General features: G+C 70.0%; 16 protein-coding genes. 9 read left to right on the top strand and 7 right to left on the bottom strand.

Translation table 11 applies throughout. The annotated features are described in order from the left end of the window. Positions 1-2: 2 nt before the first annotated feature. From AC1DXX_RS07550 to AC1DXX_RS07525, 6 genes are all read right to left on the bottom strand, one after another. A complete protein-coding gene (locus AC1DXX_RS07550) occupies positions 3-653 on the bottom strand; it encodes a hypothetical protein (RefSeq protein ID WP_478133555.1) in 651 nt (216 codons plus the stop codon). Further along, positions 653-1,483: a COG1470 family protein gene (locus AC1DXX_RS07545; RefSeq protein WP_478133554.1), complete on the bottom strand. Its 831-nt coding sequence runs from the start codon at positions 1,481-1,483 to the stop codon at positions 653-655. The genes AC1DXX_RS07550 and AC1DXX_RS07545 overlap by 1 nt, the downstream gene beginning before the upstream one ends. After that, complete coding sequence (locus tag AC1DXX_RS07540; protein ID WP_478133553.1) at positions 1,480-2,004, bottom strand: hypothetical protein; 525 nt, start codon at positions 2,002-2,004, stop codon at positions 1,480-1,482. The genes AC1DXX_RS07545 and AC1DXX_RS07540 overlap by 4 nt, the downstream gene beginning before the upstream one ends. After that, positions 2,004-2,636 (bottom strand): hypothetical protein, encoded by a 633-nt coding sequence (locus tag AC1DXX_RS07535; RefSeq protein WP_478133552.1) that lies wholly within the window; start codon positions 2,634-2,636, stop codon positions 2,004-2,006. Before AC1DXX_RS07535 ends, AC1DXX_RS07540 begins: the two co-directional genes overlap by 1 nt. Further along, positions 2,629-3,228, bottom strand: a complete 600-nt coding sequence (locus tag AC1DXX_RS07530) for a hypothetical protein (RefSeq protein WP_478133551.1) — start codon at positions 3,226-3,228, stop codon at positions 2,629-2,631. The genes AC1DXX_RS07535 and AC1DXX_RS07530 overlap by 8 nt, the downstream gene beginning before the upstream one ends. Before the next feature lie 91 nt (positions 3,229-3,319). Next, entirely contained in the window at positions 3,320-5,623 is a 2,304-nt protein-coding gene (locus AC1DXX_RS07525) for an SdrD B-like domain-containing protein (protein ID WP_478133550.1), read from the bottom strand. Between the two features lie 279 nt (positions 5,624-5,902). Here AC1DXX_RS07525 and htpG point away from each other — a divergent pair, with 279 nt between their 5' ends. The 9 genes from htpG (at position 5,903) to AC1DXX_RS07480 (ending at position 19,404) form a co-directional block, all read left to right on the top strand. After that, entirely contained in the window at positions 5,903-7,939 is a 2,037-nt protein-coding gene (gene htpG, locus AC1DXX_RS07520; RefSeq protein ID WP_478133549.1) for a molecular chaperone HtpG, read from the top strand. Continuing rightward, the gene (locus tag AC1DXX_RS07515; RefSeq protein WP_478133548.1) at positions 7,936-8,547 is read left to right on the top strand and encodes a hypothetical protein; all 612 of its coding nucleotides are present in this window, start codon (positions 7,936-7,938) and stop codon (positions 8,545-8,547) included. Before htpG ends, AC1DXX_RS07515 begins: the two co-directional genes overlap by 4 nt. Before the next feature lie 52 nt (positions 8,548-8,599). Continuing rightward, complete coding sequence (locus AC1DXX_RS07510) at positions 8,600-9,952, top strand: SWIM zinc finger family protein (RefSeq protein WP_478133547.1); 1,353 nt, start codon at positions 8,600-8,602, stop codon at positions 9,950-9,952. A gap of 55 nt (positions 9,953-10,007) precedes the next feature. Continuing rightward, the gene (locus tag AC1DXX_RS07505; RefSeq protein WP_478133546.1) at positions 10,008-11,552 is read left to right on the top strand and encodes a DUF5691 domain-containing protein; all 1,545 of its coding nucleotides are present in this window, start codon (positions 10,008-10,010) and stop codon (positions 11,550-11,552) included. Beyond that, on the top strand, positions 11,549-12,628 hold the full coding sequence (locus AC1DXX_RS07500; RefSeq protein WP_055802383.1) for an ATP-binding protein: 1,080 nt from the start codon (positions 11,549-11,551) through the stop codon (positions 12,626-12,628). The genes AC1DXX_RS07505 and AC1DXX_RS07500 overlap by 4 nt, the downstream gene beginning before the upstream one ends. A 403-nt stretch (positions 12,629-13,031) precedes the next feature. Next, positions 13,032-15,380, top strand: coding sequence for a DUF5682 family protein (locus AC1DXX_RS07495; RefSeq protein WP_478133545.1), 2,349 nt, complete (start codon positions 13,032-13,034; stop codon positions 15,378-15,380). Further along, positions 15,377-16,591: a VWA domain-containing protein gene (locus AC1DXX_RS07490; RefSeq protein ID WP_478133544.1), complete on the top strand. Its 1,215-nt coding sequence runs from the start codon at positions 15,377-15,379 to the stop codon at positions 16,589-16,591. Before AC1DXX_RS07495 ends, AC1DXX_RS07490 begins: the two co-directional genes overlap by 4 nt. Before the next feature lie 4 nt (positions 16,592-16,595). Continuing rightward, the gene (locus AC1DXX_RS07485; protein WP_478133543.1) at positions 16,596-17,573 is read left to right on the top strand and encodes a Bug family tripartite tricarboxylate transporter substrate binding protein; all 978 of its coding nucleotides are present in this window, start codon (positions 16,596-16,598) and stop codon (positions 17,571-17,573) included. Between the two features lie 169 nt (positions 17,574-17,742). Beyond that, positions 17,743-19,404 carry a hypothetical protein gene (locus AC1DXX_RS07480; RefSeq protein WP_478133542.1) on the top strand — a complete coding sequence of 554 codons (1,662 nt, stop codon included), beginning with the start codon at positions 17,743-17,745 and terminating at the stop codon, positions 19,402-19,404. Here AC1DXX_RS07480 and AC1DXX_RS07475 read toward each other — a convergent pair. Next, positions 19,394-20,533, bottom strand: a complete 1,140-nt coding sequence (locus AC1DXX_RS07475) for a glycosyltransferase family protein (protein ID WP_478133541.1) — start codon at positions 20,531-20,533, stop codon at positions 19,394-19,396. The genes AC1DXX_RS07480 and AC1DXX_RS07475 overlap by 11 nt on opposite strands. Positions 20,534-20,535 lie beyond the last annotated feature (2 nt).

Below are 20,535 nucleotides of genomic sequence, written 5' to 3'. Positions count from 1 at the left end.
GTTCAGGGCGAGGTGGCCGTGAACACGACCTGGCCGGTATAGGCACCGGCGGGACGGTTGGTCAGGTTGGCGTAGAAGAAGGTCCAGGTCGCGCTGCGCACGGTCACGAAGTTGTCGGGACTCGTGGGCGTGACGTTCGCGGTGTTGCCGAGGCCCGCGTTGGGAATGGCCGGAGCGGGCAGCGCCGGGTTGTTGGTGGTGATCGTGATTTCCGAGAACGGAATCGTGTTGACGCCGCTGGCCAGGGGCAGCACCACGGAGGCGCGCAGGCTGATCTGCCCGGCGTTGCTGCGCACTTCGACGGGCAGCGTGCTGCCGTTGGGCGTGACGGCGAAATTGGGTGCCCCGCCGCTCCAGTTGGCTGGTGCGTTGTTGACGGCTACCGGGGTTGTCGGTCCGCCCGGGATCGAAGGCGTGAGGTTGAAGGCAATGCCGCTGACGCCCGGGTCCTCCACGGGCCAGGCGCTGTTGCCCAGCCGGAAGAACACGAACTTGTCGATGTTGATCGCAAAGTTCAGGTCGGCCGACGCGGGGTTGCCGAGGCCGGTGGTGGTGGCCGTGCCGGCCTGCGCCGCGCAAGACCACGCCACGGCCGCGATGCAGCCGAGGCCCGCGCGCAGGAGGTGCAGGAGTGGCCGGCTGCCGGGGCGCATCAGCGGAACTCGGCGTTCACCTTGAAACCGCCTTTTTCCCATTCGAGGGCGCCGCTGGCCTTCAGGGGATAGACCGGCACCGGCGCCTTGCCCTGGGCATCGCCCTTGGGCTGCAGCGGCATCGCTCGGGTCTGGCCCGGCATGATGGGAGTGCCTTCCGGCGCCAATTCGAAAGTGGTTCCGGCCGCGTCGGTCGCGTCGAGGCTGCCTTCGAGCCGGCCATGTGCGTCGCCGGTGTTGCTGACCGTGACATAGGGCGAGCGTTTGCCGTGGATGTCTTTCATGCCGACTTCGCTCAGCACGAGCTTCGGCTCCGCGCCGTTCATCTGCACATACACCGCCACGGCGATGCGTCCGCTGACGGGAAGGCTGAGGCTGGCACCGCCCTGGGCGATGGCCGCCTGGTAGGCGGGCTCGACCCCTTCGATCGCCAGCATGAAGCGGCACTCGCCGCGCGGCGCATCGGCTGGCGGGTCGATCTGGAAGCGGAAGGTGGCCTTGCCGCGCGCGGCCACCTTGACCGTCTTGCGTTCCAGCGTCACCCACGGCCGGCAACTGCCGGGTTGCAGAGGGTCCAGGTAGGCAATATCGCCTTCGGGCGAATAACGCCAGTCGAGTGTTCGCACCGACACCTCGGTGGCGGCGTTGCCCACGTTGTGGATGTCGAGCGACTGGCCAAGGCGGACGCCGCTCTTGGCGGCCAGCTCGAAGCGCGAGGGCATGACCGCGACCTCGAACGGGGTGGCCCACGCGGCCGATGCCGCAGCGGCCAGCATCAGCGGCGCAATGGCACGCAGCAGTCGCCGCGGGGAAATTGAAAGCAGTTTCATGGCAATGTCTCTATCTCGAAATAAGCCTCGAAGCCGAGGGGCATGCCGCGGGTCAGCCGCAGCTCGCGCGCGTCCAGTTGCCAGGTCAGATCGAGCGACTCGCTCGTCCAGGCATCGCGCACCACGCCGCTCCACACCGGGATCCGGTCGCCCGGCCGGCCGGTGCCGGCGGCAAACAGGCCGTTGGTGCGCCAACTCACCTGCAGGCCGGCGGGCGAGCGCAAGCCGGCGACGGCCATCGGCAAGACATAGTAGATGCGGGCATGGCGGCCGATGTAGCGCGCGGTGGCCAGGCGGTAGTGGACGCGTCCGAACGGGACCCGCAGCACGGGAGAGAAGGGCGCATTGGGCGCCGTGAGCGGCGCACCGTCGTCCAGGGTTGCATGCACCTGCGCGCTCGGCGAGGTCGAGTCGTCGAGCCGTTCGACCGCGGCCCAGGCCAGGCCTGGCAGACCTGCCAGGCACGCGAGCGCGCCGGCGGCCATGCGCCTGCGCATCGGTGAAGCCGCTGTGGTCTTCATCAGACCATCGTGGCCGTGAACCGCACCGTGCCACGGTAAGTCCCGGCTGGGTACACCGTGGTGTTGGCGTAGCGGAAGGTCAGGGTGTTGGCCATGAAGCGGGTGTCGCCGTTGAAAACCAGAAGGGCGGCCGTGGCTGCATTGAAGCTGGCGAGCGGCTGCGTCGTGCTGTTGGCGAAGGTTCCGCTCTGGATGTCGCCCTGATTGGGGCTGGTCGCATTGGTCGAGACCCAACTGATCGTGCTGAACGGAATGATGGTGTTGCCGCAACTGCTGAAGGTCGTGCAGTTCAGTCCGGCCGGCACATCGACGGTGAGGGTGACGGGCCGTGTTTCGGCAAACAGCATCGCGGGCCGGCTGGGGCTGACGCGGATGGTGATCGACTGCGAACCGGCGACCGGTACCGGCGTGAGGCCGGCGTTGGCACCGGTCACATTGAAGGCCACCTCGTCGGTGGCCACCGCGGAGCCGACCTGCAGCGTGATGCCGTAGGGCGAACTGGTGCTGGCAAAGGTGAAGACTGCGCCTGCGTCCAGCGCCGTGCAGGCAAGGAGCGCAGGCACGACCGCCCGACGCGCCATGGCGCGCAACCCGTGCGGCAATGGAAACGCAGGGCGGAATCGTTCAGACACTGGTGGCGGTGTACGTGATGGTGGTCGTGTAGGCGCCCGGCACCCAGGTCACCGCCGAGCCGGTCAGCGAGAACGTCCAGGTGCCGGTTGCGAGGGTGGCGGCGCGGAAGGTGCTTGGTGTGGCGCCGCTGGTGGTGGCCAGCGTCGCTGCGCCGGGGTGTACCAGACCCGCGCCGGACGCCACCGAGATGTTTGCCAGGGTCGGGCCTCCGGCTGCAAACGCAGCAGCGGTGTAGCTCAGCGATCCACCGCCACTGCTGTTGGTCCAGGCGAACACGGGGACAGCCGCCGGGTTGGTCACTGTGCCGACGGTCGGCGCCGCGCCGTTCCAGTTGGCGGCCTGGTTGTTGGCTGCGGTGATGGCGGGCGCCGTGGCCCATGTCAGCGGGGCGGTCCAGGCCAGCGTGTCGCCGGTGCCGGTCTGGGTGCCGACGCGCAGCAGGATCAACTTGGGCACCGTCACGCTCAGATTGAGGTGGGCCTGCGCGGTCACTGCCGGAGCGCCGGTGCCGTAGCCGTACTGGCTTTCGGCCAGGGCCGTGCCGCCGCCCAGCGTCAGTGCCATGCCGGCAATGGCGGAGAGCAGTTTCATGCGTGATTTCATCTTCCAGTTTCCTAGGTTTCTCAGGGGTTCAAAAAATACGAGGCGGGAATGCCTTCATGGGACAGCGGGCAGGGCGGGGTCATTGCCCCACCTTGACCACAGCGATCGCGGCGGTGGCCTGGCCACGCAGCGGAACATCGACGCTCACCCCGGCGTCCCGTGCCGCGCCCCAGGGCAGCGGCACGGTCTCGGGCGTGAGGGTGAGCTGGTGGCGACCGGTCGTCACCAGCGGAAATTCGAAGCGACCGTCGCGGTCGGTCAGGGTGCGGTAGCGGCCGTCGAGCACCACCTCGACACTGGCGGCGCCGCCTTCATCGATCTGTGCCTCGCCGTCGCGGCTGGCGTCGAGGAACACCCGGCCCGCCACGCTGCCGCCGCCGGCACTGTTGCCGCGGGCGCCTGCCGTCTGGTAGGCCGAGCCGGCGCTGCCCTCCCAGCGCAGGAAGATGTAGACCGTCTTGTCGTTCGTGCGAAAGAGCTGCGGGGTGTTCAGCGAGGTCGGCACCGTGGTGGCGCGTGCCTGGTTCAGGTTGGCGGCGATGCCCGCGCGCCATCCTGGGGCGATCTCCTTCTCGGCGCTGAGCGTGCCGGACAGCCCCCGGCTTGTGGAGAGGCCGCCGTGCTGCGAGGTGTAGCGCAGGTTGCCCAGGACGCTGAAGCCGCTGGCGATCCAGTAGCGGAACTGCAGGCCGGCGGTGGGATAGTGCTGCAGCGTGCCACTGCTTTCGTCGCGGGCGAAGCCGAGCGTCGTGGTCAGCTCGGGGCGCATCGTTTCGTAGCGGCCGCCGATCCAGTCCTGTTCCCATTGCAACTCCTGCCCGGTCGCCGTGCCGGCACCGAGCACGATGGCTTCGTTGCGCCGCACCGACAGGTTGAAGCGGCTGCGAGGCCAGTCGAAGAAACGGGTCTGATAGAACGCGTTGCCGTACAGGCCGCGCGTACCGCTGGCGGCGTCCGAGGGACTGCCCGTCGCCGCTCTTTCGTAGCGTGTCTGGAAAACGCTCAGGCTGCCACCGAATGAGGTGTGGCGGTCCAGCAGGTACTGGAAGTTGCCGCTCGCGCCTGTGCGGGTGTATCCGGTCAGGTTGAAGCTGTCGTTCGGCGCAGCCCGCTCGTGGTCGACGGAGGCCCCCCAGTTCATGCGGCTGGCGCTGCGGTCGACGCGCCAGTACATGCCACGGGTGCCGGTGGTCAGCGCGTAGTCGCCGAAGTACAGGTTCGGCTGTGCCGCATACGCGCCGAACTCGTGGCGATAGGTGCCGGCGAGGGTGCTGGCCTCGAGGAAGAGCCCCTGCGAACTGCCGATGGCGACGCCGGAGGTCTGCGAGCTCGCACGGCTGCCCACCAGCGTGGCGCGCGCCTTGAAGTCGCCGTCGCGCACCACCTCGCGGCCGTATCCGAGCGACGCGGCCCAACTCGAAACGTTCTTCGAGCCGGTGCCCTGCGCGGTGACCGGGTCGAAGTAGTAGGCCGGAATGTCGCGCGCCTGGTTCAGCTGCGCCGAGGCGACCCACTGCTCGTCCAGGCGCCGCGTCAGGCCCAACCAGCCGAGCGTGCCCTGGCTCTTCTCGAAGCCGGGGTACGGGCCGCCTGCGAGGTTGCCGCGCTCACCGAAGCCCGCGCGCAGGTCGGTGTCGGTGTTGAAGATGCGCGTCGAGGCGCCGCGGACCGTCGTCGAGCCCAGCGAGAGGCGGTAGTTGCGACTCAGGCCGTCGGTCAGTTCGCTATAGATGTCTCCCACGGCGCTGTCGGCAAAGGTCTGCGTGGTGAGTGGGAGGCCGAAATTGCGCAGCGTGAAGCGGCCGCTGGACGGCTGCCGGGCGTAGCCCAGCGAACCGATGGCGCCGCCGCTGACGAAGCTGTCGCCGCTCAGGCGGCGGCCATCGGCTTGCAGCACGAACTCGCCGTAGTTGAGCGTCTCGCGGCGGTACTCGAGGCGCTGGCCGAACTCGGTCGCGCGCTGGCGGCCGAATCCGGTGCTCGCCGCGTCGCCGAAGCCGATGCGGCTTTCGACCAGCCAGGCGCGAAAACCCTGCGGCTCCTCGGCCGGCGGTGCGGTGTCGTCGTCGGCGGCGCCGGCTTCCGGGCCGCTCATGAAATTGTCCTGGTACGTCTTGGGGGCGGCCTCGACGAGCGCCTTCAGGCGCGCCTGCTCTGCCTGGGCGCGGTCCATCGGTTCGATGCGGGCATCAATCACGACCGAGGGGGCCGCGGTCGCCGCAGAGGGCGAGAGCGGCGCCTTCTTCGACCCGGTTTGCGTCTGCGGCTGCGCCGACGGGAGGAAGGCCAATGCCGCTGCGCAGCCGAGCCACCACCGGACGGCAGCCGGACACCGGGGCGCTCCGGTCCTGCCGGCGACGGTCGACACTGCCACTCTCATCATCCAGCCACATCCCTGTTTCCCCGAGCAGCACTGCCCCCTTTGAAATCAAGTCCGAGAATAATTCACACTTATTTAATAACAGTAGATTTTTGGGTCCAAAGTACTCAAATGGGACGGAATTGCCAAGTTGTTCCGGTTCGAATGTGAACAAGTGGGGCTCTCTCGGTCCGGAACGTTGTTTTGAAACGCCGGTGCCTCCAGTGAAGAAATTGGCGCTGCGTCACCTTGCGGCTGCCTTGCCGACTTAGAATTTTTTTTGCTTCGATATCCTTCTTTCCCATGGCCGATTCCTCCAAAACCAAACTCCCCTTCCAGGCTGAAGTCGCGCAACTGCTGCACCTCGTCACGCACGCGCTCTACTCCAACAAGGAAATCTTCCTGCGCGAGCTGGTCTCGAACGCATCGGACGCCTGCGACAAGCTGCGCTTCGAGGCGCTCGACCATCCCGCGCTGTACGAAGACCAGCCCGAACTCGACGTGCGCCTCACGTTCGACAAGGCCGCGCGCACCCTCACCATCACCGACAAGGGCATCGGCCTGTCGCGCCAGGAGGCCATCGACAACCTCGGCACGATCGCCAAGAGCGGTACCAAGGACTTCATGAGCAGGCTCAGCGGCGACCAGAAGGCCGACGCCCAGCTCATCGGCCAGTTCGGCGTGGGCTTCTATTCGGGCTTCATCGTGGCCGACAGCATCGCGGTCGAATCGCGCCGCGCGGGCCTGCCGGCCGACCAGGGCGTACGCTGGGTCAGCGGCGGCGCCGGCGACTTCGAGGTGGCCGACATCACGCGCGCCGAGCGCGGCACCAGCATCACGCTGCACCTGCGGGACGACGCCGACGAATACCTCAACGCCTGGAAGCTCAAGCAGATCGTCGGCAAGTACTCCGACCACATCTCGCTCCCGATCCTCATGGAAAAGGAAGAGTGGAAGGAAGGCGAGAACGACCAGCCCGGCGACATGGTGAAGACCGGCGAATGGGAAACGGTCAACAAGGCCAACGCCCTCTGGAGCCGCCCCAAGAAGGACATCACGTCCGAGCAGTACGAGGAGTTCTACAAGAGCATCAGCCACGACCACGAGGCGCCGCTCGCCTGGAGCCACAACCGCGTCGAAGGCAGCACCGAGTACACGCAGCTGCTCTACATCCCGGCCAAGGCGCCGTTCGACCTCTGGAACCGCGAAAAGAGCGCGGGCGTCAAGCTCTACGTGAAGCGCGTCTTCATCATGGACGACGCCGAGGCGCTGCTGCCGGGCTACCTGCGCTTCGTGAAGGGCGTGATCGACTCGGCCGACCTGCCGCTCAACGTGAGCCGCGAGCTGCTGCAGGAAAGCCGCGACGTGAAGGCCATCCGCGAGGGCAGCGCCAAGCGCGTGCTCTCGATGCTCGAAGACCTGGCGAAGAAGCAGAAGACCGCGCCCGAGAGCGGCGAGGGCAAGATCGACGTGGGCTCGGGCGAATCGGTGCCGGCCCCCGAGCCGACCGAAGCGGTGACCGACGTGGTCGACAAGAATGCCACCCCGGCCGCCGAAGCCGCCGCCGAGTACGCCGATGAATCGGGCAAGTACGCCAAGTTCTACGCCGAGTTCGGCGCAGTGCTCAAGGAAGGCCTGGGCGAAGACTTCGGCAACCGCGACCGCATCGCCAAGCTGCTGCGCTTTGCCTCCACCACCAGCGACACCGTGAGCGTGAGCTTCGCCGACTACAAGGCGCGCATGAAGGAAGGCCAGGACGCGATCTACTACATCACGGCCGACACGCTGGCCGGCGCCAAGAACAGCCCGCAGCTCGAGGTCTTCAAGAAGAAGGGCATCGAGGTGCTGCTCATGACCGACCGCGTCGACGAATGGGCGCTCAACTACCTCACCGAGTTCGACGGTACGCCGCTGCAAAGCGTGGCCAAGGGCGCGGTCGATCTCGGCAAGCTGCAGGACGAGGCCGAGAAGAAGGCCGCCGAGGAAGCCGCCGAATCCTTCAAGCCGCTGCTCGAGAGGCTCAAGGAAGCGCTCAAGGACAAGGCCCAGGACGTGCGCGTGACCACCCGCCTGGTCGACTCGCCCGCCTGCCTCGTGGTGCAGGACGGCGGCATGAGCACGCAGCTCGCGCGCATGCTCAAGCAGGCCGGCCAGCCGGCGCCCGACCTGAAGCCGGTGCTCGAAGTCAACACCGGGCATGCGCTCGTGAAGAAGCTCGAAGGCTCGGCGCATTTCGACGACCTTGCCAACATCCTGTTCGACCAGGCGCTGCTCGCCGAAGGCGGCCTGCCGGCCGATCCCGCGGCCTACGTCAGGCGCGTCAACGCGCTGCTGGTGTGAGCGCCCGGCCGCGCACCGTTCGTGCAGCCGCCGCCATTCCGGCGGTGCTGCTCCTCCTGGTGAGCGGCTGTTCGCACTATCACATCGGTATTCCGCTGGTGCCCGGGCTCTCGCTCGGGCTCGGCGCCACCAAGGACGGCAGTTTCTCGGTCGGGCTCAACACCGGCTGGGGCCCGCTCGGCGCGGGCGTGTCGGTCAACAACACCGGCGTGGTGGCCGGCACGGCGGGCGTGGGTGTGGGCGTCGGCATCGGGCCGGTCGGCACCGGCGTCGGCGTGGGCAAGAGCGTGGTACTGCACGATCCCAACGCGGGCAAAGCCGGGTACGCACCGGCGGGCGGCGCCGCACCGGTCACCACGGCGGCGGTCGGGGCAACGGTCCCGATTTCCGGGACGTCCGGTGTCACCGGTGTGGCTCCCGTGGCGACGATTCCACCCGCTGCGCCGGTCACGGTCACCACGGGTGGCGTGACCAGGCCGGTCACCGCTTCCGCACCGCAGGCAGCGCCGCAGCCTGCCGCGGTGCGCGTTTCCTACCGCACGCCCGCCGATGTTGTCGCCGCTCCGGCCGGCAGCCTCGGCACACCGGGCAATCCCGTCGCGCCCTGATGGTCGCGTCTTTCCATTCATCCGCGCCGCGGACCGGCGCGAGGGTGCCCCGATGAGTCTCAGCACAGAAGCCGTCCTGGCGCTCGCGCCCGACGATGCGTCCGCGAAAGCCGCCAAGGGCCTGCTCACACCGGCCAAATGGCCCACGCTCGGCTATTCCGACGATGCCGTCTGGGGCGAATGCCAGGGCAGCGGCAGCAAGCCGTACCAGACGCAGGTCGACCTGACCGGACCGGTGTTCCGCTGCTCGTGCCCGAGCCGCAAGTTCCCCTGCAAGCACGGTCTTGCACTGTTGCTGCTGCGCGCGCAGAGCGACGCCAGCTTCACCGCAGGCACGCCGCCGGCCTGGGTGGCCGAATGGATCGCCTCGCGCCGCGAGAAGGCCGAGAAGAAGGAGGCGCGCGCCGCCGAACCCGCCGCCGCGCCCGATCCCGCCGCGGCCGGCAAGCGCGACGCGCAGCGCTGGAAGCGCATCGAGGCCGGTGTGCAGGAGCTCGCGCGCTGGCTCGACGACCAGACCCAGCGCGGCCTCGCATCGCTCGGCAGCGAGCAGCAGCAGGCCTGGGGCCCGATGGCCGCCCGCATGGTCGATGCGCAGGCGCCGGGTCTCGGCCAGCGCATCACGCAGGCGGCCGAACTCATCGGTGCCGGCGAAGGCTGGCCGGCGCGGCTGCTGGACCGGCTGGGCCGGCTGCAGCTGATCGTCGACGCGGTGCCGCGCCGCGAATCGCTCTCGCCCGCCACGCTGGCCGACCTGCGCACCGCGCTCGGCTGGCCGCAGGACCGCGAAGCCCTGCTCGCCGACGGCGAGCGCATCGGCGACCACTGGCTCGTGCTCGGCCAGTGCACCGACGAGCGCGACACCAAGCTGGTCGAACGCCATGTCTGGCTGCAAGGCCGCGCGAGCGGGCGGCGTGCGCTGCTGCTCGACTATTCGCACGGCGGCCGCGGGTTCGAGACGGCCTGGGTCAGCGGCAGCGAGCGCTCGGCGGTGCTGTGCTTCTACCCCGGCCATGCCTCGCAGCGTGCGCTGGTGGCCGAGCTGCTGGCCGAAGCGCCCGCCGCACCGGCCGAGCCCGTGCCGAACGCATCCGACGAGTGGCAACGCATGGCGCAGCAGATCGCCGCCAACCCCTGGCAACCGCTGCTGCCGATGGTGTGGACCGAAGCCATTCCAGCGCGGCACGGCGACCGATGGTGGCTGCGCCTCGACGCCGCGCCGCAGGCCCTGCCGATGCAACTGGCCGCGCAGGAAGCCTGGCAGTTGCTGGCGCACTCGGGCGGCGCGCCGCTGCGCGTCTTCGGCGAATGGGACGGCGAGCAGTTCGCGCCGCTCACTGCCTGGGCCTCGGGCGCCGCAGCCGGAAGTGCGCCGGTCTGGACTCTGACGGGAGTGCGCGCATGAGCCGCCGGGCCGCTCCCAAGGCGAATACCGCAGCGCGTAGCGCGGAGGTTATCGAATGAGCCACTGGAACACCCTGCTGCAGACCGCGCTGGTCGGCACCGCCCGACAACCTGCGCCGGCGGCCCAAGCGATGGCCGGCGAATTCGCAGCGCTGTTGCAAGCGATACAGAGCGGCGAAGCGCAGGGCCAGCTCCTGCGCGCCGCAGGCGCCGTGGCCATCGGCCGCCGTGCCGGCTTCGTGGCGCCGGGCCTGTCGCCTTCCGACGCGCCGGTTGCAGCCGCCGACGAGCGCCCCGTGCTGAAAGATCCCGCGCTGCAAGCCGCCATCGCCGACGCACTCGCGAGCGGTCCGCTGCGCCTGCAGCACGAAGGCCTCGCCGCGGTGACCGCTGCCGGCCTGCGCCTGCCGCACAACCTCTTGCCCACCGCACTCGACGCCGGCCGCCGCGCCATCGACCTGCGGCCCGCCGTGATTCCAGCACTCGGCGAGCGCGGACTCTGGCTCGCCGCACGCAACGACGACTGGCGCTACGCCGTCGGCGCGAGCGAGCAGGCCGATGCGCAGACACGCTGGGACGAGGGCAGCCTCGAACAGCGTCGCGCGGTGCTGATCGAACAACGCCGCGACGACCCTGCGGCTGCACGCGCACGCCTCGCCGCGGAGCTGCCGCAACTCCCCGCCAAGGAACGCGCCGCGCTGCTCGGCGCACTGGCCGAGAGCATCGGCCCCGACGACGAAGCCCTGCTCGATGCCCAGCTCAAGGATCGCGCCCGCGACGTGCGGCAGGCCGTGGTCGAGCTGCTGCAGCGGTTGCCCGAGAGCGCCCACGTGCAGCGCATCGAAGCCTTCCTCGCGCCGTTGCTGTCGCAGGAAGGCGGCAGCTGGCAGCTGAAAGCCCCCGAGGCCGCCGACCCGCGCTGGAAGGACGACGCCATCGATGCCGCGCGCCCCACCCACGAAAGCCTCGGCGAACGCGCGTGGTGGCTCTACCAGCTCGTGCGGCAGGCGCCGGTCTCGTGGTGGACCGCGCGCACCGGCATGACACCCGCCGCGCTGCTCGACTGGGCCGCGAAAGGCGACTGGAAAGACGCGCTGCTGCGCGGCTGGAACGACGCGATCCTCGCGGCCCCCGATTTCGACTGGTGCGACGCGATGCTCGACCGCCCGCGCAGCCAGCGCGCCTGGGTGGGCCAGTTGCTGGCGCTGCTGCCCCGCGAGCGGCGCGAGCGCCATTGGCTCCGCGAGCTCGGTGACTCGGGCGACGGCGTGCAGGAAGTGGTCGCCTTCGCCGACCAGGCCTGCGCGCCCGGCGAAACCCCGTCGGCCGAACTCTCGCGGAAGCTCGCTGCCGCACTGCGCTTGCGCGTCGAACGCGGCGACCTGGTCAACGACTACGTGCTGCGCCAGGTGCTCGGCAATGCGGCCGCGCTGCTGCATGCCGACGCGCTGCACCTGCTGGCCGACCTCCCGCGCGCCGCCGAGGAAAGCCCCGGCCTTGCCAACGCATTGAGCGACACCGCGCGCATCGTGCGTGCGCGCCAGCTGTTTTCCACCCTTCTTCTTCCTCTGCCAACCTCTTCATCCCAAGGCCGTCCATGAGCAATGTCCTGCGCCAGCATGCCGAACAGCAATTCGCCGAAGAACTCGATGCGCTCCAGAAGGTCGACGACCGCCAGCGCCCGGCCAACTGGAAGCTCTCGCCCTGGGCCGTGCTCACCTACCTGATGGGCGGCAAGCTGGCCAATGGCTTCGAGGTCAGCCCCAAGTACATCGGCAATCCCCGGCTCATGGAGATCGCCGTCTCCACGCTCGCGACCGACCGCGCGCTGCTGCTCTACGGTGTGCCGGGCACGGCCAAGTCGTGGGTGTCGGAGCACCTGGCCGCGGCCGTCAGCGGCGACTCGACCATGCTGATCCAGGGCACGGCCGGCACCAGCGAAGAGCAGCTGCGCTACGGCTGGAACTACGCCGAGCTGCTGGCCAACGGCCCTTCCGAAAAGGCGCTGGTGCCGAGTCCACTGGTGCACGCGATGCGCCTCGGCAAGATCGCGCGCGTCGAAGAACTCACGCGCATTCCGGCCGACGTGCAGGACACGCTGATCACCGTGCTCTCCGAAAAGACGCTGCCCATTCCCGAACTCGGCAGCGAGGTGCAGGCCGTGCGCGGCTTCTCGGTCATCGCCACCGCCAACAACCGCGACAAGGGCGTGAACGAACTCTCGAGCGCGCTCAAGCGCCGCTTCAACACCGTGGTGCTGCCCGTGCCGGCCAGCGAGGCCGAGGAAGTGCAGATCGTCGTCAAGCGGGTGTCCGAGCTGGGCCGCGCGCTCGCGCTGCCGGCCGAGCCGCCCGCGCTGCAGGAAGTGCGCCGCGTGGTGCAGATCTTCCGCGAGCTGCGCAACGGCCAGACCGAGGACGGCAAGACCCGCATCAAATCACCCACCTCCACGCTGTCGACCGCCGAGGCCATCTCCGTCATCAACAGCGGCATGGCGCTGGCCGGCCACTTCGGCGACGGCGTGCTGCGTTCGGCCGACGTGGCTTCGGGCCTGATCGGCGCCGTCATCAAGGACCCGGTGCAGGACCACGTGGTGTGGAAGGAATACCTCGAGACCGTGGTCAAGGAACGTACCGACTGGAAGGATCTGTACCGCGCCTGCCGCGAGCAGCTTTGATGAACTCCGCCGGACTTTGCTCACTTCGTGGGGCAGGGAACTGCCGTTCAGGGCGCTGCTGTTCAGGGTGCGATCCCGCCGACGGGGTACCTTGCTCCGCGAATGTCCCCCGGCGCGGCCTAGGGCCGCAGGCCTCCTCCTTTATTTCGCTGCGCAAGGCACCCCATCGGCGTGATCGCTCAGCGCAGCGGTTGATCGGCCAGCACGAGAGCAGCGCTCATCGTGCACAGGGCACCGGGTGCTCCCCGCAGCGAAATAAAGGAGGAGGGGGCGCAGCCCCCGGGGGACATTCGCGGAGGGGAGTACCCGGTGTCCTGTGCACGCACCCCGAACACACGCACCCCCAACGCACAGAGGATTTCGAACGTCGCAGACCACGCGCCAGCAAGGTGGAGCAACCGAGATGACTTCGCGCCCAGTGGCTTCACCGCTGCACTACTTCGGCATCCGCCACCACGGCCCCGGCTGCGCGCGCAGCCTGCTGCGCGCCTTCGAGTCGCTGCAGCCCGACTGCATCCTGGTCGAGGGGCCGCCCGAGGCCGAGGGCCTGCTCTCTTTCATGGCGCATGCCGACCTGCGCCCGCCGGTCGCGATGCTCGTGCATGCGAACGACGACACGCGCCTGGCCGCCTTCTATCCGTTCGCCGAGTTCTCGCCCGAGTGGCAGGCGCTGCAATGGGGCATGAAGCACGGCCTGYCCACGCGCTTCATCGACCTGCCGCAAGCGCACCGCATGGCCATCGACCAGGCGGCGCGCGCGGCCGACGAGACTGCGGCTGAAGCCGCCGCGGAAGCACCGGCCGAAACACCGCTCGACGACGACGAGACCGACACGATCCCGGTGTCCGAAACGGTGGAAGAGCCGGCCGCCACCGCACTGCCCGACGACCCCTTCGACTGGCTCGCCCACGCCGCAGGCTATGCCGACGGCGAGAGCTGGTGGAACCACATGGTCGAGGAGCGCGGCGACGGCGAAGACCTGTTCGGCGCGATCGCCGAAGCCATGACCGCGGTGCGCGCCGAAACGCCCGACGACCGGCGCGGCCAGCGTGCCATGGAGCGCGAGCAACAGCGCGAAGCCTTCATGCGGCAGTCGATCCGCGAGGCCGTCAAGGCCGGCCACCAGCGTATCGCGGTGGTCTGCGGCGCCTGGCACGTGCCCGCGCTGCAAGGCACGGTCACCGCCAAGGCCGATGCCGCGCTGCTCAAGGGCCTGCCCAAGCTCAAGGTGCTCGCGACCTGGGTGCCATGGACCTACCGGCACCTCACGAGCGCCAGCGGCTACGGCGCGGGCATCGATTCGCCGGGCTGGTACGAACACCTGTGGCAGCAGGGCCAGCAGGTCGCGGGCCGCAGCACCGGCTGGCTCGCGCGCGTGGCGCGCCTGCTGCGCGAGCACGACCTCGATTGTTCCTCCGCCCACCTGATCGAAGCCACGCGCCTGGCCGAAACGCTGGCCGCGCTGCGCGAGCGCCCCGCACCTGGCCTGCCCGAACTCGACGAAGCCGTGCGCAGCGTGATCTGCATGGGCGAGCAGGCGCCCCTCGCGCTGATCCGCGAACGCCTCACCGTCGGCGACCGCATGGGCCAGGTACCGGCCGAAGTGCCGACCGTGCCGCTGCAGCGCGACATCGAGCAGGCGCAGAAGAGCCTGCGCCTCAAGCCGGAGGCGACGGCGAAGACGCTCGACCTCGACCTGCGCCAGCCCAACGACCTCGCGCGCAGCCACCTGCTGCACCGCCTGCGGCTGCTCGACCTGCCCTGGGGCGAGATCACCGCCGGCCAGCGCGCGAGCCGCGGCACCTTCCACGAGGTCTGGCAGCTGCAGTGGCAGCCCGAGTTCGCGCTGCGCATCATCGAAGCCAGCCGCTTCGGCGCCACCGTGGCCCACGCCGCGAGCGCGCGCGTGATGGAAGGGCTGGCGGCAGAGACCTCGCTGACCGTGCTGGCCGAGCAGGTCGACACCGTGCTGCTGGCCGACCTGCCGGTGGCCGTGCAGGCCGTGACCCGTGCGCTCGAAGACCGTGCCGCGCTCACCGGCGACGCGGTGCAGCTCATCGGCGCCGTGCCGCCGCTGGCCAATGTGTTCCGCTACGGCAGCGTGCGCCAGACCGACAGCGCGCTGCTCTCGCATGTGCTCGACAGCCTCATCGTGCGTGGCGCCATCGGCCTGCCGATCGCGTGCGGCGCACTCGATGCCGAAGCCGCCGAGGCGCTGCGCACCCGGCTCATCGCCGCGCACGACGCCGTGCGCCTGCGCGACGGCGAAGCAACCACGACCGCGTGGCGCAATGCGCTGCGCGCCATCGCCTTCGGAGAAAGCGCCGCTTCGCTGCTGCGCGGCGTAAGCTGCCGGCTGCTGCTCGACGATGCGCAGCTCGACAGCGACGGGGCCTCGCAGCAGCTCGCGCGCAACCTCTCGGCCGGCGCGCCGCCGACCGAGGCCGCCGCGTGGCTCGAAGGTTTTCTCAACCGCAACGCCATGGTGCTGCTGCACGACGAGGCGGTCTGGTCGCTGGTCGACGGCTGGCTCTCGGGGCTCGGCGAAGAACACTTCGTGCAGGTGCTGCCGCTCGTGCGGCGCAGCTTCGCGGACTTTTCGGGCGCCGATCGGCGTGCGCTCGGCGAGCGTGCCAAGCGCGGCGCGGTCGGCGGCACGACGCCCGCTGCCATGGCCGCCGCCGACTGGGACGAAACGCGCGCGGCGCTCGCGCTGCCGCTGTTGCGGGAACTGCTGGGAGTGAAAGCATGAGCGTGAATCCGGACCCCGCCGACATCGAGGAAGAGGCACTGCCGCCCACCGACCGCCTGCAGCGCTGGCGCCTCGTGCTCGGCAGCGAGGCCAATGCCAGCTGCGGCGCGGTCGAGGGCCGCGTGCGCGAGATCGACCAGGCGCTCGCCGCGCTCTACGAAGCCGACGGCCGGCGCGGCCTCGGCCAGGGCGGGCAGCGCGGCGGCCGCGGCGATTCGGCGCCCAGCGTGGCGCGCTGGCTCGGCGACATCCGCAAGTACTTTCCGAGCCAGGTGGTGCAGGTGATGCAGCGCGATGCGATGGAGCGGCTCAACCTGCGCCAGATGCTGCTGCAGCCCGAGATGCTCGAGAACGCCCAGCCCGACGTGCACCTGGTCGCGAACCTCGTGGCCCTTTCGAGCGTGATCCCGGCCGGCACCAAGGACACCGCGCGCGCCGTCGTGCGCAAGGTGGTCGACGAACTCATGAAGCGGCTCGAGGAGCCGATGCGCAGCGCCGTGAGCGGCGCGCTCAACCGCAGCCAGCGCAACCGCCGGCCGCGCCATTCCGAGATCGACTGGAACCGCACCATCCGCGCCAACCTGCGCCACTGGCAGCCCGAATACCGCACCGTGGTGCCGCAGACGCTGGTCGGCTATGGCCGCAAGGCCCGCCAGCCGCAGCGCGAGGTGATCCTGTGCATCGACCAGAGCGGCTCGATGGCCGCCTCGGTGGTCTATTCGAGCATCTTCGGCGCTGTGATGGCGAGCCTGCCCGCGGTGTCGACCAAGCTCGTGGTGTTCGACACCCAGGTGGTCGATATGACCGAGCAGCTGCAGGACCCGGTGGACCTGCTGTTCGGCGTGCAGCTCGGCGGCGGCACCGACATCAACGGCGCAGTGGGCTACTGCCAGAGCCTGGTGCGCGAGCCGCGCAACACCATCCTGATCCTGATCTCCGACCTGTACGAAGGCGGGGTCGAAGGCAACCTGCTGCGGCGCGCCAACGAACTGGTCGAGGCCGGCGTGCAGTTCATCGCGCTGCTGGCGCTCAGCGACGAAGGCGCGCCCGCCTACGACCGCGACCTGGCCGCCAAGCTGGCGGCGCTCGGCGTGCCATCGTTCGCCTGCACGCCCGATGCGTTTCCGGGCCTGATGGCCGCGGCGATCAAGCGCGAAGACGTCGCAGCCTGGGCCGCCGGACAGGGCCTGAAAACCAGCCGCGCCGCGTGACGTGATGCCCGGCCTGTCCCGACGGAAGCTTGCGGCGCTGGCCCTCGCGGTCGTGTCGGTCAGGGCGGCGCACGCGCAGCGCGAATTTCCCGCCAGGCCGATCCGCTGGATCGTGCCGTACCCCGCCGGTGCCGGCGCCGACATCGTGGCGCGCACCATCGGCACCCAGGTCGCGGTCGACGCGGGGCAGCCGGTGCAGATCGACAACCGGGCTGGCGGCAACACCGCGCTCGGCGCCGTCGAGGCCGCCCGCGCGCCGGCCGATGGCTACACGGTGCTTTCGGCCGACAACGGCACGCTGGTGTTCAACCCGGCCCTCTACCGCAACCTCAGCTACAACCCGGCGCGCGACTTCGCGCCCGTCACGCTGCTGGGCCGGCTGCCGATGGTGCTGCTGGTCGGCCCTGCCAGCGGCGTCAAGGACGCCCGCGCCTTCATCGAGGATGCGCGGGCCTTTCCCGGCAAGATCAGCTTCGCCTCCGCCGGCACCGGCAGTCCTCACCACCTGGCGATGGAACTGCTCGAACGGCAGGCCGGGCTGCGCATGGTGCACGTGCCCTACCGCGGCGCGGCGCCCGCGCTGGCCGACCTGGCGGGCGGTCAGCTGCCCGCCATGATGTGCGACCTGGCCGCGGCCAGCCGCTTCATCCGCAGCGGCAAGGTGCGCGCGCTCGCGGTCGCCAACGCCACCCGCCTGCCGCAGCTGCCCGAGGTGCCCACCTTCGCGGAACTCGGCATGCCGCAGGTCGAGGCCGCGGCGCTCATGGGCCTGGTGGCGCCCGCCGGCACGCCGTCCGAGGTGGTGGCCCGGCTGCAGCAATCGGTGGCGAGCGCGATCCACAACCCGGCGGTGCAGCGCAAGCTCGCCGAGTTCGGCGTCGAGCCGGTGGGCAGCACGCCGGCGCAGTTCGAGGCGCTGATCGGGGGCGAATCGGCGCGCTGGCATGCGCTGATCCGCGAACTCGGGCTGTCGCTGGACTGACCGAGAAAGAGGCCATGTTCCGGTCCGCTTTACCGGGCCTTTGCATCAACTTTGCGCGGGTGCGCCGCCTTGCTCACTCCGGCCTAAGAGTGACTGCCTAGATTGGCAGGTCGCACATGGAAGGTCGCGCGGACGGTTTGCAAGGGGCAGGCCGGGCCGCACTCAGCCGATGACAACCCGCCGGTTCAATCACATCATCTTTGCGGACGATTTCTTTCGGTCCGCCGCCAACGGTCTTCAGTACCACGTCGCGAACCGGCGATTCCTGCGAGGCTTCTTCGATTCCACGCTCGGCCGGCTGGGCCTGCCGGTGCGCGAGGTGGCGCCGCTGTCCGAAGGCGGCCGCATCGACGTGGCGCGCCTCATGGCCCGGCTGGACCTGCCCTGCACGCCGGCCGGCTGGGCCCGCGCCTGCATCGCCGATCTGCTGCCCGTGCACGGCCGCGACGGCATGCCGGCCTTCGACCCCGGCTGCCTGGTGATCGGCTGGGGCCTCACGCCGGCGCTGCAGCACTGCATTGCCCGCAGCGGCGCGAGCTATCTCGACATCGAGATCGATCCGCGGCGTTTCACCGAGCACCTGCACTTCTGCGCGCGGACCAACGATCCGGTCATCGAGGCGGCGCTGCAGGCCCGCCGCGTGGAGGAGGAAGTGTTCTGGAACCATGCGGCTGCGCTCAAGGGATTTTTCGCGCGGCATGGCGCGCCTTCCCTGTTCGACCCGCGGCTGCGCGTCGGGCTCTTCTTCGGGCAGAGCCTGGTCGACCTGTCGCTGGTCAGCGGCGGGCGCACCATGCACCCCGCGAGCGTCATCGCGCCGCTGCGCGAACTGGCGCAGGGTGTCGATCTGCTGGTCGTCAAGCCGCATCCCTACGAGCCCGCGCTGCACGACCTGGCGCCGATCGCGCGGGCCATTCCCAATGTGGCGTGGACCCACGAGAACACCTATGCGCTGCTGTCGGCGGCGAACGTGCACTTCGCCGCCAGCCTGTCGTCGAGCGTGCTGACCGAGGCGCGCTATTTCCGCAAGCCCGCGCATGCCCTGATCCGGGCCGACCGCAATGCGGCGGGGCAGCTGCCGGTGGCGTGTTCGGCGTGGATACCCGTCGGGGCCGGGATCGGCGCAATGGATTTCATGGCCACCGTCTGCGGCGGCGAGGGCGGCGATGCCGCTCGGCGCCATTTCGCGGCATGGCCCGCCGCCGCCATCGACCGGGCCTTCATGACCCGCTGGGGCTTCGACGACCAGAGCCGCGGCCTGCGCGACGTGCCCGAGCTGCAACTGAGCCGCCCCTACCTGTTCCATCCGGGCAGCCCCGCCACGGGCTGGCTCAGCCACGGCTGGTCGGCGCCCGAGGCGGAGGGCGCGAAGAGCGCCGGCGAACTCGCCTGCCTCGTGGTTCCGCTGCCGTCGCTGCCGAACACGTTGTCGCACCGGCAGCCGCACCGCCTCGAAGTCCGCATCGACTACCGCAGCAGCACCAAGGCCACGAGCGTCCACGCGATGTTCGACGGCATGGTCCTGGCCAAGTCCTGCACCACCGGCGCCCGGCGGCGCAGCCTGGTGTTCGAAGTGCAGCCCACGGCAGGGCGGAAATGCCTGGTGCTGCAGTTCGTCGTTGCCGATGCGAGCAGCGGCGGCGTGCGCAGGGCGGCCGCCAAGCCGGGCTTCACCATCAGGAAGCTGCAGGTGTCGCTGCGCACGGCCCGGGGCGTGGTCTCGATGCCACCGCCGAAGTCGTCCATGCAGTGGTCGGAGATGCGGCCGGTGCGCGCGCTGGCCCGGGTGTTTCGCGCGCTGCGCGACTCGGCCCGCGGGGTTACCGGGTAGCCGGCGCCGCGAGGCGGGAGAGCAGCGCCGTCCAGTGCTGCAGGCGGGCAACGGCGGCCTCGCGCCCCTGCGCCGCACCGGCGCCATGGCTCTTGCTGTCGCCATTGCCGGCGAGCGCGAGCAGTTCGCCAGCCGCCGCCGTCACGGCCCGCGCGAAATCCCCGGTGCGGCCGTGCCATGTCACGGTGCGGTGGAGCAGCCCCAGTTGCGCGGCGCGCCCCGCATTGATCGCCTGCTCGGGCTGGTCGGTCAGCAGCAGAAGGATCGGCTTGCGGTAGACCGCCGCGATCGACAGCGCCGCCATGCCCGGGGCCGAGACGATGAAGGCGCTGCGTGCGGCCATCTCGATCCAGTGCTCGTCCTGCGCGTGCCAACCCGCGCGGTGCGCATAGCCTTCGCCGACAAGGTGCGCCGGCACGCCGGCGTCGGCCAGCCCCCGCTCCAGGCCGTCGGCCAGCGCGGCCTCCTCGAAATGCGGATTGAGATAGACCGCGGCCTGGGGCGCCAGGTCGTCGTGCGCTTCCGTGTCGACCCCCATCACCGCCACCGGCGTGGCGAGCCGATGTCCGCCGCGGCCGTCGTGCTGCGGCTCGCCGTAGGCGAAGTCGTGCGCGATGCGCGCGCGGCTGCGGTCGATCTGCCACGCCACGATGCGGCCGAACACGTTCGCCATCCAGCCCGGCATCCGTCCGCTGAAATTGCCTTCGAGCGCATGCCGCAGGCTGGCGCCGTAGACATGGACCACCTTGTGCCGCCAGCCCGGCATCCAGCCCATGAACAGCAGTGCGGGGTGGAAGGAGTCGTTCACCACCAGGTCCGCCTCGCGGAACCAGGCGCGCAGCCGCACGATGTCGCGCAGCATGCGCCCGGGGCGGAACACGTAGTGCGCGACGTTGCGGTCGGTCTCGCGGCGCAGCATGTTCTGCTGGCTGTCGAACTGCACCGCGTAGTGGCGCGAGAGCACGGGCGCCTCGATGCCGAAGCCGGCGAGGAAGCGTGCGCCCTCGTCGGAGGTGGTGAGCACCTGCACGTCGGCGCCCGCGGCCCGCAGCGCGTGCGCGAGCAACTGCGCGCGCATCAGGTGGCCGCGCGCGTCCGCGGTCGCGAGGTAGACGATGCGCGGCGGCATCG

Source organism: Variovorax sp. P4_B10, assembly GCF_056402375.1.
The sequence above is the reverse complement of the archived record's forward strand: the minus strand, read 5'-3'. Positions and strand labels throughout refer to the sequence as shown.

What these genes read in the sequence shown, in the direction of transcription:
- AC1DXX_RS07550 (WP_478133555.1), bottom strand. Translation starts at nt 653, where the DNA reads ATGCGCCCCGGCAGCCGGCCACTCCTGCACCTCCTGCGCGCGGGCCTC.
- AC1DXX_RS07545 (WP_478133554.1), bottom strand. Translation starts at nt 1,483, where the DNA reads ATGAAACTGCTTTCAATTTCCCCGCGGCGACTGCTGCGTGCCATTGCG.
- AC1DXX_RS07540 (WP_478133553.1), bottom strand. Translation starts at nt 2,004, where the DNA reads ATGAAGACCACAGCGGCTTCACCGATGCGCAGGCGCATGGCCGCCGGC.
- AC1DXX_RS07530 (WP_478133551.1), bottom strand. Translation starts at nt 3,228, where the DNA reads ATGAAACTGCTCTCCGCCATTGCCGGCATGGCACTGACGCTGGGCGGC.
- AC1DXX_RS07525 (WP_478133550.1), bottom strand. Translation starts at nt 5,623, where the DNA reads ATGATGAGAGTGGCAGTGTCGACCGTCGCCGGCAGGACCGGAGCGCCC.
- htpG (WP_478133549.1), top strand. Translation starts at nt 5,903, where the DNA reads ATGGCCGATTCCTCCAAAACCAAACTCCCCTTCCAGGCTGAAGTCGCG.
- AC1DXX_RS07510 (WP_478133547.1), top strand. Translation starts at nt 8,600, where the DNA reads ATGAGTCTCAGCACAGAAGCCGTCCTGGCGCTCGCGCCCGACGATGCG.
- AC1DXX_RS07505 (WP_478133546.1), top strand. Translation starts at nt 10,008, where the DNA reads ATGAGCCACTGGAACACCCTGCTGCAGACCGCGCTGGTCGGCACCGCC.
- AC1DXX_RS07500 (WP_055802383.1), top strand. Translation starts at nt 11,549, where the DNA reads ATGAGCAATGTCCTGCGCCAGCATGCCGAACAGCAATTCGCCGAAGAA.
- AC1DXX_RS07490 (WP_478133544.1), top strand. Translation starts at nt 15,377, where the DNA reads ATGAGCGTGAATCCGGACCCCGCCGACATCGAGGAAGAGGCACTGCCG.
- AC1DXX_RS07485 (WP_478133543.1), top strand. Translation starts at nt 16,596, where the DNA reads ATGCCCGGCCTGTCCCGACGGAAGCTTGCGGCGCTGGCCCTCGCGGTC.
- AC1DXX_RS07480 (WP_478133542.1), top strand. Translation starts at nt 17,743, where the DNA reads ATGACAACCCGCCGGTTCAATCACATCATCTTTGCGGACGATTTCTTT.
- AC1DXX_RS07475 (WP_478133541.1), bottom strand. Translation starts at nt 20,533, where the DNA reads ATGCCGCCGCGCATCGTCTACCTCGCGACCGCGGACGCGCGCGGCCAC.